General features: G+C 67.5%; 12 protein-coding genes. 5 read left to right on the forward strand and 7 right to left on the reverse strand.

The window, feature by feature from the left end:
* The first annotated feature begins 1 nt into the window (after position 1).
* Positions 2–1,609, forward strand: coding sequence for an alpha-L-fucosidase (locus QJS31_RS10340; RefSeq protein ID WP_306356532.1), 1,608 nt, complete (start codon positions 2–4; stop codon positions 1,607–1,609).
* 306 nt (positions 1,610–1,915) lie between these two features.
* Positions 1,916–3,457 (forward strand): HNH endonuclease signature motif containing protein, encoded by a 1,542-nt coding sequence (locus QJS31_RS10345; protein ID WP_306356533.1) that lies wholly within the window; start codon positions 1,916–1,918, stop codon positions 3,455–3,457.
* Between the two features lie 431 nt (positions 3,458–3,888).
* Here the strand turns inward: QJS31_RS10345 and QJS31_RS10350 are convergent, their stop codons facing one another.
* Both QJS31_RS10350 and QJS31_RS10355 read right to left on the reverse strand, forming a co-directional pair.
* The gene (locus QJS31_RS10350; protein ID WP_282777844.1) at positions 3,889–5,250 is read right to left on the reverse strand and encodes an MFS transporter; all 1,362 of its coding nucleotides are present in this window, start codon (positions 5,248–5,250) and stop codon (positions 3,889–3,891) included.
* Positions 5,251–5,363: 113 nt separating this feature from the next.
* On the reverse strand, positions 5,364–6,314 hold the full coding sequence (locus QJS31_RS10355) for a hypothetical protein (RefSeq protein ID WP_306356534.1): 951 nt from the start codon (positions 6,312–6,314) through the stop codon (positions 5,364–5,366).
* A 121-nt stretch (positions 6,315–6,435) separates the two neighbouring features.
* Here QJS31_RS10355 and QJS31_RS10360 point away from each other — a divergent pair, with 121 nt between their 5' ends.
* On the forward strand, positions 6,436–6,663 hold the full coding sequence (locus QJS31_RS10360) for a hypothetical protein (RefSeq protein ID WP_306356535.1): 228 nt from the start codon (positions 6,436–6,438) through the stop codon (positions 6,661–6,663).
* A 310-nt stretch (positions 6,664–6,973) separates the two neighbouring features.
* On the opposite strand, the gene QJS31_RS10365 is transcribed toward QJS31_RS10360, so the two are convergent.
* From QJS31_RS10365 to rplN, 4 genes are read right to left on the reverse strand one after another with little or no spacing between them, the layout of a single operon-like run.
* Entirely contained in the window at positions 6,974–7,159 is a 186-nt protein-coding gene (locus tag QJS31_RS10365; RefSeq protein ID WP_029923637.1) for a type Z 30S ribosomal protein S14, read from the reverse strand.
* Between the two features lie 4 nt (positions 7,160–7,163).
* On the reverse strand, positions 7,164–7,727 hold the full coding sequence (rplE, locus tag QJS31_RS10370) for a 50S ribosomal protein L5 (RefSeq protein WP_029923636.1): 564 nt from the start codon (positions 7,725–7,727) through the stop codon (positions 7,164–7,166).
* Complete coding sequence (rplX, locus tag QJS31_RS10375) at positions 7,727–8,041, reverse strand: 50S ribosomal protein L24 (protein ID WP_029923635.1); 315 nt, start codon at positions 8,039–8,041, stop codon at positions 7,727–7,729. The genes rplE and rplX overlap by 1 nt, the downstream gene beginning before the upstream one ends.
* A gap of 2 nt (positions 8,042–8,043) precedes the next feature.
* Positions 8,044–8,412: a 50S ribosomal protein L14 gene (gene rplN, locus QJS31_RS10380; RefSeq protein ID WP_029923634.1), complete on the reverse strand. Its 369-nt coding sequence runs from the start codon at positions 8,410–8,412 to the stop codon at positions 8,044–8,046.
* A gap of 357 nt (positions 8,413–8,769) precedes the next feature.
* Between rplN and QJS31_RS10385 the strand changes: the two genes are divergently transcribed.
* Positions 8,770–10,842 carry a M13 family metallopeptidase gene (locus tag QJS31_RS10385; RefSeq protein ID WP_306356536.1) on the forward strand — a complete coding sequence of 691 codons (2,073 nt, stop codon included), beginning with the start codon at positions 8,770–8,772 and terminating at the stop codon, positions 10,840–10,842.
* Positions 10,843–10,947: 105 nt separating this feature from the next.
* Positions 10,948–13,005 (forward strand): M13 family metallopeptidase, encoded by a 2,058-nt coding sequence (locus QJS31_RS10390; RefSeq protein WP_282779737.1) that lies wholly within the window; start codon positions 10,948–10,950, stop codon positions 13,003–13,005.
* A gap of 21 nt (positions 13,006–13,026) precedes the next feature.
* Here QJS31_RS10390 and QJS31_RS10395 read toward each other — a convergent pair whose 3' ends face one another.
* Positions 13,027–13,380 carry an MmcQ/YjbR family DNA-binding protein gene (locus QJS31_RS10395; protein WP_282779738.1) on the reverse strand — a complete coding sequence of 118 codons (354 nt, stop codon included), beginning with the start codon at positions 13,378–13,380 and terminating at the stop codon, positions 13,027–13,029.
* Positions 13,381–13,524 lie beyond the last annotated feature (144 nt).

Genomic DNA, 13,524 nt, shown 5'->3' on the forward strand with positions numbered 1-13,524 from the left:
CATGAACAGGGAGGGTTCGCGGGCCAGGTCGTTGCCGCGTCGCATCGGTCGCTACGCGATGCTCGGGACCGCCGGGCTCACCGTGTGCGCGGTCGTGGTGGCGGCGGTGCTCGGGGTGGGGTCGTGGTGGTGGGGGCGGCGGGATGATGCCAAGGCTCGGATGAGCACGTCGGGGCCGTATGAGGCTTCGTTGGGGTCGGTGCGGTCGCATCCGTTGCCGGGGTGGTTTCGGGATGCGAAGTTCGGGGTCATGGTGCATTGGGGGCCGTATTCGGTGCCGGGGTTCGCGCCGGTGGGGCGGACGTTCGCGGAGACGCTGCGGGAGGATTACGGGCATGCGCTGACGCGGAGTCCGTATGCGGAGGACTATGCGAATCAGATCAAGGATCCGGGGTCGCCTGCGGCCGCTTTTCATCGGGAGCGGTACGGCGATGCCGACTATGCGGATCTGGCGCTGGAGTTCGAGCGTGGGCTGGACGCGTGGGATCCCGACGCCTGGGCGCGGACGTTTCGGGAGAGCGGTGCGTCCTATGTGGTGTTGACAGCCAAATATGCCGACGGGTATTCGCTGTGGCCGACCGCGGTGCGGAATCCGCATGCGCCGGAATTCCATTCGACGCGCGATCTGGTGGGGGAACTCGCGCGGGCGGTGCGGGCGCAGGGGATGCGGTTCGGGCTCTACTACTCGGGCGGCGTGGACTGGACATTCCATCCGGCGGTGGTCGAGACCCTCGGCGACTATGCGTTCGGACCCTACGCGGAGGGCTATCCGGAGTACGCCGAGGCGCAGGTGCGGGAACTCATCGAACGGTACGAACCCGATCTGCTGTGGAACGACATCGGCTGGCCGACCGGGCAGCAGCGGCTCAACGCGCTGTTCGCCGACTACTACAACACCGTGCCGGACGGGGTGGTCAACGACCGGTGGGAGACGGCGTCGTTCCTACGCGAGGTCATCTCACTCGGCCCCGTGCGGTGGATCTTCGACCAGGTCATGCGGCGGGTGCTGGCCGAGCCGGGCGCGGCCGAGCGGGTCACCACACCGCCCGACGTGCCGCACAGCGACTTCCGCACCCCGGAGTACACCGGGTTCGACACCGTGCAGGAGAAGTTCTGGCAGCAGGACCGCGGTATCGGCGGATCGTTCGGATACAACCGGCAGGAGACCGACGCGGACTACGCGCCGCCGGAGGAACTGCTGACCAGCCTGGTGCAGGCCGCCGCGAACACAGGGGCGCTGCTGCTGAACGTCGGTCCTACGGGCACCGGGGAGATCGTGCCCGAGCAGCGACGCCGACTGGACGCCATCGGGGCCTGGCTGCGGGTGAACGGCGAGGCGATGGACGGTTCCCGGCCGTGGGAGGTCTCCTCGGCGCGGACCGCCGACGGGACGCCGGTCATGTTCACGCGCAGGGGATCTCGGGTGTACGCGATTCTGCTTGGGCGACCGGCGGGACCGGTGACGCTGCGCGACATCCAGCTCGATGGAACCGCACGAATGCTCGGCTCCGGAGCACCGGCCCAAGTGCGCCGGGTCGGCACGGACACGGTGCTGGACGCGGCGTTCACCGGGTCGTTCGCACCGGTCGTCGCGGTCACGACCGAGTGAATCGGCGGGCGTGCGATCGGCCCCTCCGTCGATTCGCAGAAAACGGAGATTCTTCGCGGGAATTGTGAGGAGGGTGGCTGGCAGTTACCGATGAACCGCCTACGTAGATCCGAGATCGAACTACTCGGCACTCGACTGACCGCCGACTGTCGCCGACCGCAACGCGGAGAAGACGACCAGCGGGAAAGGCAACCAGATCGACCAACGACGACCCACTGGAAAACCGTCGCGGCACCACATTGAAAATGTCGATATCACATGACTATCACCATTCTGCCGCAACGGAATTCGCGATAGAATCAATGTATGAATCCGGAGGGGGACGCGCCAGGCGGTGGTATCGCGGCCGGGTTGTCGGCCGCGATGGACACCCTGCTCGCGACCGGGTTCTCGGATTCCGATCTCGTGGGCGTGATGCGGGAATTGGAATCGGTGCGGTGCCGGATGGCGGCGTTGTCGCATCGGATGATCGCCGAGGTCGAGGGCAGGCATCTGTGGGAACGCGCCGGAGCCAAGGGGATGCGGGGCTATCTGATCGATGTGCTGCGCCTGTCGGCCGCTGAGGCGGGAGCGCGAGTGCGGGCGTCGGTTCCGTTGCGGCCCCGCGTGTTCTGCGGAGAGTCGACCCCGGCACTGTTGCCGACCACCGCGAGCCTGCAAGCCGAAGGGGTGGTGTCGCCCGAGCACGCGCGGGTGATCATGCGGGTGATGGAGCGGGTGCCGAACGCGGTCCCGGCCGAGCGCAAGGCCGAGGCCGAACAGCAACTCGCCCACGCGGCCACGCAGATGCCGCCGGAGTATGTGACCAAGGTCGGGCAGGTGCTGTTGACCTGTCTGGACCCCGACGGGGTCCTCACCAACGACGACGACCGTGCCCGACGCCGCGAACTGCTGGTGGGCAAGCAGCGTGTCGATGGCATGAGCGAGATCAAAGGCGTGCTCGACCCACAGTTGCGAGCCCTGTTGGATGTGGTGCTAGCCAAGTGGGCACGCCCGGGCATGTGCAATCCCGAAGACCCCGCCAGTCCCCGCATGGGACCCGGGGCTCTCGACAAAGACGCGGTCGATGCCGCCGCGCGGCGGGATCGGCGTAGTGCCGGGCAACGCAATCATGACGCGCTCAAGGCGTTTCTCGCTGCGGGTGGTGGCCCGCAGAACCTCGGTAGTCATCGGGGTGTGCCCGTCTCGGTGGTCCTGACCTTGAGCCTGACCGATCTGCAAGCCGGGTCCGGGTACGCGCACACCGCGTCGGGTTCGGTGATGTCGGTCCCCGACGCCCTGCGCATGGCCGAGGGCAGCTATCCATTGTTGATGCTGTTCGACGGGCAGGGGTTACCGCTGCACCTGGGGCGCGGCAGATACCGGTTGGCGTCGCCGTGGCAGCGGCTGGCGTGTATCGCCGCCGACCGAGGCTGCACCCGCCCCGGCTGTGAAGCCCCGGCCACGATGTGCGCGGTACACCACATGATCCCGTGGCTGCGCGGTGGCCGCGCCGATATCGACAACCTCACCCTGGTCTGCGACCGCTGCCACGCCCAGATCCCCGAGGACGCCGAGGACCCGACCGGCTGGGCCACCCTCGGACGCGGCAGCGGCAGCCGCCTCGCCAACAGCAGCAGTGGCATCGGCGGCGGTGGCAGCAGCAACCGCAGTGTCGGTGGCAGCGGGGTCGATAGCAGCGGTGTCGGTAGCGGGCGATATCCCGGCCGTGTCGTGTGGGCACCCCCGACCCGTATCCACCCCGCCCGGGCTCCCCGCGTGAACCTGCACCACCACCCGCAGCAGTGGCTCACAAACCACCACGGCCCACGCCCGGGACAAGCCCGGGGCGATCACCTACGCCAATAGGCCGCGCCGCAACACGACCCACTCGACAACACCACCCCCGGCCGGGCTCGTGAGCCGGGGGTAGAAGCAGGCCACACAGCCGCATGTCGGCGAGAATCGGCCCAGGCGCATCACACTCGCCGATGCCCTCCTGAATGAAAGACGCCGAGATCACCTCATTCATGATTCTTGCTACATCGACAACGCAGTGACCAGCGACTCGTCTCGAGTGACCAACCGCAGTCGTGGCGGATGTCGGCGTCGAGGGACAGTTGCCAGATGGTTCACGTTGGAGCGCAACCGATGCAGAGCGGCGACTCGCGTTGCAATACTGACGGCTTCGGAGAACGCCGTAGCCCCTCCCGAATCGATCTCGGGAGGGGCTACGGCGTTCCCTGGGCTCGAGCGCCCCCTCATGGGTCTCGAACACCGCACGGGCCGGGGCGATGCGCTCAGGCGTCGATGCTGCGATCCTTGGTCTCCACGATCAGCCGGGTGCACAGCACACTAACCACGGACAGCGCCGCCAACAGCACGCCCACCCAGAACGAGCCGGGACCGGCGAGCAGTTTGGTGGCGATCAGCGGTGGCAGCGCGCCGCCCAGAATGCCCGCCAGGTTGTAGCCCATACCCGCGCCGGTGTAGCGGTAGCGGGCCTGGAACATCTCCGGCAGCAGCGCGCCCGCCGGACCGTAGGCGATGCCGAAGACGGCGAGGGTGCCGAACAGCCCGATGGCGAAGGCGGCCGGGCCGCCGATGTCGAGAATCGGGAAGAGCGCCAGGGTCCAGGGCACCGCGACGGCGCAGGAGACCATGATGACGCGGCGGCGGCCCACCCGATCCGACCACAGTGCCGAAGCGGCGGTGGCCAGGCCGAAGACGATCGCGGCGAGCATCCCCATGGTGAGGATGTAGTCACGGGACAGCTTCAGGGTGCCGACGCCGTAGCTGGTGAGGAAGGCCGTGCCCGTGTAGAAGAGGGAGAACAGGCTGGTCAGCGCACCTGCCGCGATCAGGATCTCCTTGGGCTGGTACCGCACGGCGTCCAGGAAGGGCAGGCTGCGCGCGGCCGGTGCGGGCTCGCGCACCCGATCCCGGAACACCGGTGTCTCCGCGACCGCCAGCCGCACCCACAGTCCCACGCCGACCAGCGCGAACGACAGGATGAACGGAATCCGCCAGCCATAATCCAGGAAGGCGTCACTGGTGGTGCCGAGGGTGCGGCTCGCGATCAGGAAGGTGCCGCTGGACAGGAAGAACGCGAAGGCGGGACCCAACTGCGGGAACATGGCGTACAGGCCGCGCTTGCCCGGCGGCGCGTACTCCGCGGTGAGCAGGGTCGCGCCGGCCCATTCACCGCCGACCGCGAAACCCTGCAGAAAGCGCATGGCCACCAGCAGCACCGGGGCCCAGATGCCGATGCCGCCGGGGAACAGCCCGAAGGCCCCGGAGTCGTACCCGGGCAGCAGCCCGATGGCGACGGTGGCGAAGCCCATGATGAGCAGCGTCCACACCAGGGTGCGCTTGCGGCCGATGCGATCGCCGAAGTGGCCGAACAGGATCGCGCCGACCGGCCGGGCGAAGAAGGCGACCGCGAAGGTCGCGAACGACGCCAGGGTGGCCGTCGACGGATCGGCCGCCGGGAAGAACACCGTCGGGAACACCAGCGCGGCGGCGGTGCCGTAGATGAAGAAGTCGTAGAACTCGATCGTGGTGCCGATCGAACTGGCCGCCGCCACCCGTCGCAGGCTGGTGCGCCGAACCGGGGTGGTCACCGCACCCGTCGGCTCGCTCGGTGGCGGATTGTCTTTCATGGTCGTCACCGTGGGTCTCACTCTCTCGCGAACCCCGGCGCCTCATCACGCCGGGTGCGATCACGGTAGTTACCTGCGTCACATCCGCAGCACCCCCGAAATGGGGTAGGGCGCTACTCGATCAGCCGAACGCTGGCGAAGATCTCGCGCGCCAACTCCGGGGTCACCTCGCCGTCGACTTCGCGGTCGGCGGCGATGGTAAGCACCAGCATTGGGTGCTGCGGACCGGGAAAGGCGAAGGTGTACACCGAGAATCGGGTGCTGGCGCACTCGGCGCTCTTCGGCGTCCAGGTTCCGGAGGTCTCCGCCATCTGCCCGGTGATACCGCTCAGGGTGGTGACCGGAGTGGCCTCGGAGGTCCGGCGGCCCCATTCCGGACCCTCGAAACCGAGTTCCGCCACCCGCCGGGCCACCTCGGCGGCGGCCGTCGCCGGATCCGACTGGCTCGACCTGTGAACGAAAGTGACGGTGCGCGTGGAGGACTCGCAGTAGTCCTTGCCGTCGACGGTGGTTCCGGTGCCGGACATGCGACCGCTGTCGCCCTCGAATCCGCGGATGAGGCCCGGCTTGTCCACCGTCCACTCGGCAGGCACGTCGTAGGCCACTCCCCGGGATGACACCTCCACCCCCTGGTATCCGGGCAGTACCGCGACGGTGGTGGCGGGCGTTCGAGGCGGCATTGTGATGGTGCCCGGCGGCGGCGAGGTCGTCCGCGGCACGGAGAGTGCCAGGCGGGTTGAGGGGGTGTCGCGGGTGTCGTCGCTCGACGACGGGGCGAACAGTCCGGCAACCACCACGGCGGCCAGCACCAGCACGACGCCGATCACGCCGAATAGCGGCCCGGCGAAGTTGCGTCGAGGCGGGGGTGGTGGCACCGCACCAACCTCGGTGTACCGCGCCTGGAACGGATTGCGATGGTCCTCCAGCGCCGGAAACTCGAACGGCTGATGCGGCATGTTCTCGAGCGGCGGATACTCGAACGGCCCCGGTTGCGGCGTCGGCCGCGCTCCAGGCACTCCCGGCCGTCCAGATCCCGGCGTCCGCCACGCATTGTTGTGCACCACGGACCTGATTCTGTTCGATCACGCCCGGTCACGCACGCGAGACTCCTGTCCACGACATGCTCGAGCCGTCAGCTGAACCCGCCGAGGCCTCACGACGGCCCTACCCGGACAGTGTCCGGTGATGTCGATCATGGCCGATGCCGGGGACCGGGCCCCCTTCATCACCGGAGCGTTGCAGGTTCAGCTGAAGATCAACATGCTCGAGCGCCGCGCCAACGAGAAGGCAGGACGCGAATCCTCGACCGACGCGATTCGCGACGCCGCGCAGGCCCTCACCGATGCGGGCAACTCGGTCGAGCAAAGCGCAGCGATCCTAATCGCCCCGCGTCGGCGCTCCACACGGCTCTGACCGAATATGCCTCCGCCGCACACTCATTCGCCGATCAGATGAACAAGTTGACGCTGGGAGCCAGCGAAGACAACGCGTTCATGACAACCCAGAGCCGGTAATTCGACGCCAAACAGAAGGCGACCGACCTCTGCACCTGAGCCGCCGCCGGGGATCACGGCGGGCGAATTCGCCTCCGACTTCGCCTAGGACACCGAACCGGGAGGCGAAATCCACTGCGTCGCTTGATATCAGTGCATGTGGAGCACGAACGCCGCAGGCCCCCGGCGAGACGGGTCTCGCCGGGGGCCTGCGGTGTCGGTGTGTCAGCTCACCAGGAGCTCTTGTGCACGCCCGGCAGTTCGCCGCGGTGCGCCATTTCGCGCAGGCACACGCGGCACAGGCCGAACTTGCGGTAGACGGCGTGCGGCCGGCCGCAGCGCTGGCAGCGGGTGTAGGCCCGCACCGCGAACTTCGGCTTGGCGTTGGCCTTGTTGATCAGAGCCTTCTTAGCCATGTGCTCAGTTCTCCTTGAACGGGAAGCCGAGGTGCTTCAGCAGCGCGCGGCCTTCTTCGTTGTTGGTCGCGGTGGTCACCACGGTGATGTCCATACCACGCGGACGGTCGATCTTGTCCACGTCGATCTCGTGGAACATCGACTGTTCCGAGAGACCGAAGGTGTAGTTGCCGTTACCGTCGAACTGCTTCGGCGACAGGCCGCGGAAGTCGCGGATACGCGGCAGCGCGATCGAGATCAGGCGGTCCAGGAACTCCCACATGCGGTCGCCGCGCAGGGTGACCTTCGCGCCGATCGGCATGCCCTCACGCAGCTTGAACTGCGCGATCGACTTGGTGGCCTTGCGGATCTCCGGCTTCTGACCCGTGATCAGGGTCAGGTCGTGGATCGCACCGTTGATCAGCTTCGCGTCCCGGGCGGCGTCGCCGACGCCCATGTTCACGACGACCTTGACCACGCCGGGGATCTGCATGACGTTGTCGTAGTTGAACTCGGAGTTCAGCGCGTCCTTGATCTCGGCGCGGTAGCGCGCCTTGAGCCGGGGCTGGGTCTTCTCGGTGGAGGTCATCAGATGTCCTTCCCGTTGCGACGGGAGATGCGAACGCGCTTGCCGTTCTCATCGGTACGGTAGCCGACGCGCGTCGGGTTGCCGTCGGAGTCGATCACCATCACGTTGGAGGCCTGGATCGGCGCTTCCTGCGTGACGATGCCGCCCGAGCTGGCACCGCGCTGGTTGGCGGAGTTCGCGACGTGCTTCTTGATCCGGTTCACGCCCTCGACCAGGACCTTGCCGGTCGCCGGGAAGGCCTGGATGACCTTGCCCTTGGCGCCCTTGTCCTTACCCGAGACGACGAGCACGGTGTCGCCCTTGTGCACCTTCATGGTCAGAGCACCTCCGGGGCCAGCGAAACGATCTTCATGAAACGCTTCTCGCGCAGCTCACGGCCGACGGGGCCGAAGATGCGGGTGCCGCGCGGATCGTTGTCCGCCTTGATCAGCACAGCGGCGTTCTCATCGAACTTGATGTACGAGCCATCGGCGCGACGACGCTCCTTGACGGTGCGCACGATGACCGCCTTGACGACCTCACCCTTTTTGACGTTGCCGCCGGGGATGGCGTCCTTGACGGTGGCGACGATCACGTCACCGATACCGGCATAGCGGCGCGACGAACCGCCGAGCACGCGGATGCACAGGATTTCCTTGGCACCCGTGTTGTCGGCGACGCGCAGCCGCGACTCCTGCTGAATCACTTCAGCTCCTCCTAGACCTGGACGTTATGCACGCCGGATTGCCGACCCGACGGGCATGGTCAGTTGCCCTCACAGCTGAGCCGTTCGGCCCGCTCCGCGAGGTACGCGGGGCAGCGCCTGCCAGTGGATATCCTTGATCGAAGTTGATCAACCACTGTGGGTTCGCGGCCGGAGTGCGGGCATAGCTCCCGCAGGCAACCGCTCAAGTGTAGCCAACGCCCAGGTAGCGCCCAAATCAGGGGGCGGACGCACCCGCGCGACCCGGGCGGGGCTGCGGGCGACACCCCGGACATGCGGCTAGCCTCGACACCGAGCAACACCCGAGCAATCCATCTGCACTTCCGACCGAGGAGTCCCGTGAGTTCGCCGGAGCAGCCGTTCGCTCTCGACCGCCGCACCCTGTTGAAAGCCCTGGGGCTGGCGCCCGCGCTGGCACTGCTGCCAGCCTGCACCACCGATAGGCCCGGCACGGCGACGGGGCCGGATATGTCCGGATCGGATCCGGGGGTGCGGCCACAGGACGATCTCTACCGCTACGTCAACGGCAAGTGGCTGGAGAACTACCGACTGCCCGCCGACAAACCCGCCTACGGCACCTTCGCCGAGGTCGAGGACCGCACGCAGCGGCACCTGAAGGAGATCGTGACCGGGATCCACAATCCCGCGGACGGCTCCCCGCAGCAGCAGATCCGCGACCTCTACGACGCCTACCTGGACCCCGACGAGATCGACGCGCTGGGCATGGCCCCGCTCGCCGATCCGCTGCGCCGCATCGACGCGGCGCGCTCCAAACCCGATCTGGCGCTGGTGATGGGTCAGTTGCCCATCGACGGGCTGATCGGACTCTCGGTCGGCCCCGACGACCGGGACGCGGCCCGGAATATCGCGTCCATCAGCCAATCCGGGCTAGGGCTGCCCGAACAGGACTATCGGAAGCCGGAATTCGCCGACATCCTCGCGGGCTACCGCACCTATCTGGAGCGCATCGCCGCCGGAGCGGGCTTCGCGGACCCGAAAGCCATGGCGGGGCGGGTGTTCGAGCTGGAACAGCGGATCGCCGCGGGTTTCTGGGACAATGTGCGCACCCGCGATCCGGAGGCCACCTACAACCGGATGAGCCGAGCCGAACTCATCGCCCTCGGACCGGAATTCGACTGGGGCCCCTGGCTTTCCGGGCAGACCGAGCGGCCCGCCGAACTCTTCGACACGGTGGTGGTGCGCCAGCCCTCGTTCGTGACGGCGGCGGCCGGACTGTGGGCCGAAGTCGATATCGCGACCTGGCGGGACTATCTGCGGCTGAGCCTGGTCCGCACCTGGGCCGAGTACCTGCCGAAAGCCATCGCGGACGCGAACTTCGCCTTCTACAGCACGCTGGTGAACGGCCAGCGGGAGCGGCCGGAGCGCTGGCGTTCGGCCATCACCGTCCTGAACACGTATCTGGGCATGCCGCTGGGGAAGCTGTATGTCGCGGAGTTCTTCCCGGCCGAATCCAAGCGCCTGGTGCAGGATCTCGTCGGCAACCTCCGTTCGGCCTACCGGGAGAACTTCCGCACCTCGAGCTGGATGTCGCCGCCGACCCGGGACGCCGCCGTCGCCAAACTCGACAAGATCGACACCAAGATCGGCTATCCGGACACCTGGGAGGATTACTCCGGCGTCGTGGTGACCCGCGGCAAACTCCTCGAATCCCTGCTGGCGGTGCACACCTTCGAAGCCCGGCGCATGTTCGACAAACTGGGCGAGCCGGTCGACCGCTCGGAGTGGGGCATGCCGCCGCAGACCGTGAACGCCTACTACGAGCCCACACGCAATGAGATCGTCTTCCCGGCAGCCATCCTGCAGGCCCCGTTCTTCGACTCCGATGCCGAGGCCGCGGTGAACTACGGCGGTATCGGCGCGGTCATCGGCCATGAGATCGGGCACGGCTTCGACGATCAGGGCTCGCGCTACGACGGCGACGGCAATCTGCACGACTGGTGGACACCCGCGGACCGCGCCGCCTTCGACGCCAAGACCCAGCAGCTCATCGCGCAGTACGACGCCCTGGTGCCGACCGGGCTGCCGCCGACCGCACACGTCAACGGCGCACTGACCGTCGGGGAGAACCTGGCCGATCTGCGCGGACTCGGCATCGCGTTGGCCGCCTACGCCATCGCCGAGCAGGGTGGGGACGCAGCGCAGCCGGACGCGGCGCAGCAGCCGGACACCGCGCGGCTCGACCTCGCCCCGGTCTTCCAGTCCTGGGGCCGGATCTGGCGCATCCAGGTGACGCCGGAGTACGCGGAAGCACTGCTGGCCGAGGACCCGCACGCCCCCGGTGAATTCCGCTGCAACCAGACGGTGCGCAACCTGCCGCAGTTCTACAGCACCTTCGCGGTGGTCGAGGGCGACCGGGAATGGCTCGCGCCCGCCCAGCGGGTCACGCTCTGATCCCAGCCGCGAACGTCCACCCGCCCTTGCCGCCGCCGCGCCGGTAGCCTCGTGCCGAAGCACAGCCACGGTGCGGCATCACCGCACGCTCAGAGAGGGGTACCCGTGACATCGCCCGGTCCGGTCCGTATCGATCGCCGCGCCTTCCTCGTGGCGCTCGGATTAGTGCCCACCGCCGCCTGGCTGGCCTCGTGCAGCAGCGACGACGCGCCGACGACCACATCGACCACCACGCCGCTGAAGGGTCCGGACCTCTCCGGGGCGGATCAGGCCGTGCGGCCGCAGGACGACCTGTACCGCAATGTGAACGGCACCTGGCTGCGCGAATACGAACTGCCGCCGGACAAGGTCTCCTTCGGCACCTTCGACGAGGTCGGCGACCGGGTCGAGGAGCAGTTGCGCGGCATCATCGAGGGCATCACCGAACCGCAGGACGGCACCGAGGCGCAGCAGATCCGCGATCTCTACGACGCCCGCATGGATATCGACGAGATCGAACGCCTCGGTATGACGCCGCTGGCCGACCTGTTCGCGCGCATCGACGCCGCCGACGGCAAAACCGAACTGGCCAAGGTGATGGCCGGGCTGCCGATCGGCGGCATCATCGGGCTGGGCGTCACCATCGACCGGAAGAATTCCAGCGCGCATGTGGCCGCGGTCGGCCAATCCGGTCTCGGGTTGAGCGAGCAGTACTACCGCAAGCCCGAGTACGCCGACAAGCTCGCCGCCTACAAGACGTTCCTGGAATCCATCGCCAAGGGCGCGGGCTTCGACGATCCGGCCGGAATGGCCACACGCGTCCTGGATCTGGAGACCCGGATCGCCGCGGGCTTCTGGGACAATGTGCGCAATCGCGATACCGACGCCACCTACAACAAGATGTCGTGGGACGAGATGACCGCGCTCGCTCCGCAATTCGATTGGGATCCCTGGCTCGCCGGGCAGACCGACCGGCCGAAGAACCTGTTCGACACCATCATCGTGCACCAGCCGTCGTATCTCACCCATGCCGGAAATCTCTGGCACGACACCGATCTGGGGCTGTGGCGCGACTATCTCAAGATCTATCTGGTGCGCGAGTTCGCGCGTTTCCTTCCCAAGACCATCTCCGACGCCAATTTCGAATTCTTCGGCACCGTGATGAACGGGCTCGAGGAGCGGCCGGAGCGCTGGAAGTCGGCCGTGGCCACGGTGAGCAGCAATCTGGGCGAGCCGCTCGGCAAACTGTATGTGGCACAGCACTTCCCACCCGAAGCCAAGGATCGCGCCCTGGAGATGGTGGACGATCTCAAGGCCGCCTACCGCGACAACTTCCGCGCCTCCACCTGGATGTCCCCGGCCACCCGCGATGCCGCCATCGAGAAACTGGAGAAGATGGGGGCCAAGATCGGCTATCCGGACAAGTGGGAGGACTACTCCGACCTGAAGATCACCCGGGGCAAGCTGATCGAATCCCTGCGCGCCGTCAATGCCTTCGAGGTCGAGCGCATGTTCGGCTACCTCGGCAAGCCGGTCGACAAGAGCGAGTGGAGCAGCCCGCCGCAGACCGTGAACGCCTTCTACTCCCCCGTCACCAATGAGATCGTCTTCCCCGCCGCCTTCCTGCAGCCGCCGTTCTTCGACAAGGACGCGGCACCGGCGGTGAACTACGGCGCGGGCGGCGCGGTCATCGGCCACGAGATCGGGCACGGCTTCGACGATCAGGGCTCCAAATACGACGCCGACGGCAATCTGAAGGACTGGTGGACGCCGGAGGATCGCACCGCCTTCGAGGCGCGGACCCAGAAGCTCGTCGAGCAGTACGACGTGCTGGTCCCGGCGGGCCTCGACCCCGAGCAGACCGTGAACGGCGAGCTCACCCTCGGCGAGAACGTGGCCGATGTGCGCGGCCTGCAGATGTCCATCGCCGCCCTGGCCATCGCCGAGCGGCGGCGTGGCATCGAGACGCCCGACTACAAGCCGCTGTTCGAATCCTGGGCTCGCAACTGGCGCGACAAGTCCACCCGCCAGTACACCGAGAACCTGCTGGCCAATGACACGCACGCACCCAACGAGTTCCGCGCCAACCAGGTGGTGCGGAATCTGGAGCAGTTCTACACCAGCTACGGCGTGCAGGAGAGCGACAAGCTGTTCCTGCCCCAGGACCAGCGCGTCACCTTCTGAGCCGCGAGCACCCGGGCGGCGTCACCCGCCGACCCCGTCCGGGTGCTGTTCCACCAGTGCGCGCGGCGCGGCCTGGGCCCACGAGTCTGTCACGATGGCCTCGAGCTCCGCCGGATCGTCGAGGGCGGCCAGCCGCACCCGCACCCAGGCATTGTTCGCCTCATGCCCCGCGATCCAGAACTTCCCGGGTTCGGCCGCCACCAATTCGTCCCGGTCCAGGATCGGGCACCGCACCGCCATCGAGGTCTCCCCCTCCGGCAGGGTGAGGAACAATTTCCCCGCCACCCGGAAGGTCGGCATCTGCCATTCGAATCCCTCCCGGACCTCCGGCAGCGAAAGCGCAACCGCGCGAGCATCATCCCCAGTCGCTGTCATGAACAGATGGTCTCAGGCCCGACCGACAGCCGCAGCGGCTACCGCACGGCGGTCATCACATGTCGTGGCGGCCCAGGTCGAAGACGCGGGCCGGAGTCGTGGAGATCGGGGAACGGCCGGTCGACGCGATCATGGCTCTCGCTG

The sequence above is a fragment of the Nocardia sp. CC213A genome, assembly GCF_030766805.1.
In the GTDB taxonomy this organism is placed as follows: Bacteria; Actinomycetota; Actinomycetes; order Mycobacteriales; family Mycobacteriaceae; genus Nocardia; species Nocardia otitidiscaviarum.

Bases quoted from the DNA above. Each gene is read 5' to 3' on its own strand.
- QJS31_RS10340 (WP_306356532.1), top strand. From the start codon at position 2: ATGAACAGGGAGGGTTCGCGGGCCAGGTCGTTGCCGCGTCGCATCGGT.
- QJS31_RS10345 (WP_306356533.1), top strand. From the start codon at position 1,916: ATGAATCCGGAGGGGGACGCGCCAGGCGGTGGTATCGCGGCCGGGTTG.
- QJS31_RS10350 (WP_282777844.1), bottom strand. From the start codon at position 5,250: ATGAAAGACAATCCGCCACCGAGCGAGCCGACGGGTGCGGTGACCACC.
- QJS31_RS10360 (WP_306356535.1), top strand. From the start codon at position 6,436: ATGTCGATCATGGCCGATGCCGGGGACCGGGCCCCCTTCATCACCGGA.
- QJS31_RS10365 (WP_029923637.1), bottom strand. From the start codon at position 7,159: ATGGCTAAGAAGGCTCTGATCAACAAGGCCAACGCCAAGCCGAAGTTC.
- rplE (WP_029923636.1), bottom strand. From the start codon at position 7,727: ATGACCTCCACCGAGAAGACCCAGCCCCGGCTCAAGGCGCGCTACCGC.
- rplX (WP_029923635.1), bottom strand. From the start codon at position 8,041: ATGAAGGTGCACAAGGGCGACACCGTGCTCGTCGTCTCGGGTAAGGAC.
- QJS31_RS10395 (WP_282779738.1), bottom strand. From the start codon at position 13,380: ATGACAGCGACTGGGGATGATGCTCGCGCGGTTGCGCTTTCGCTGCCG.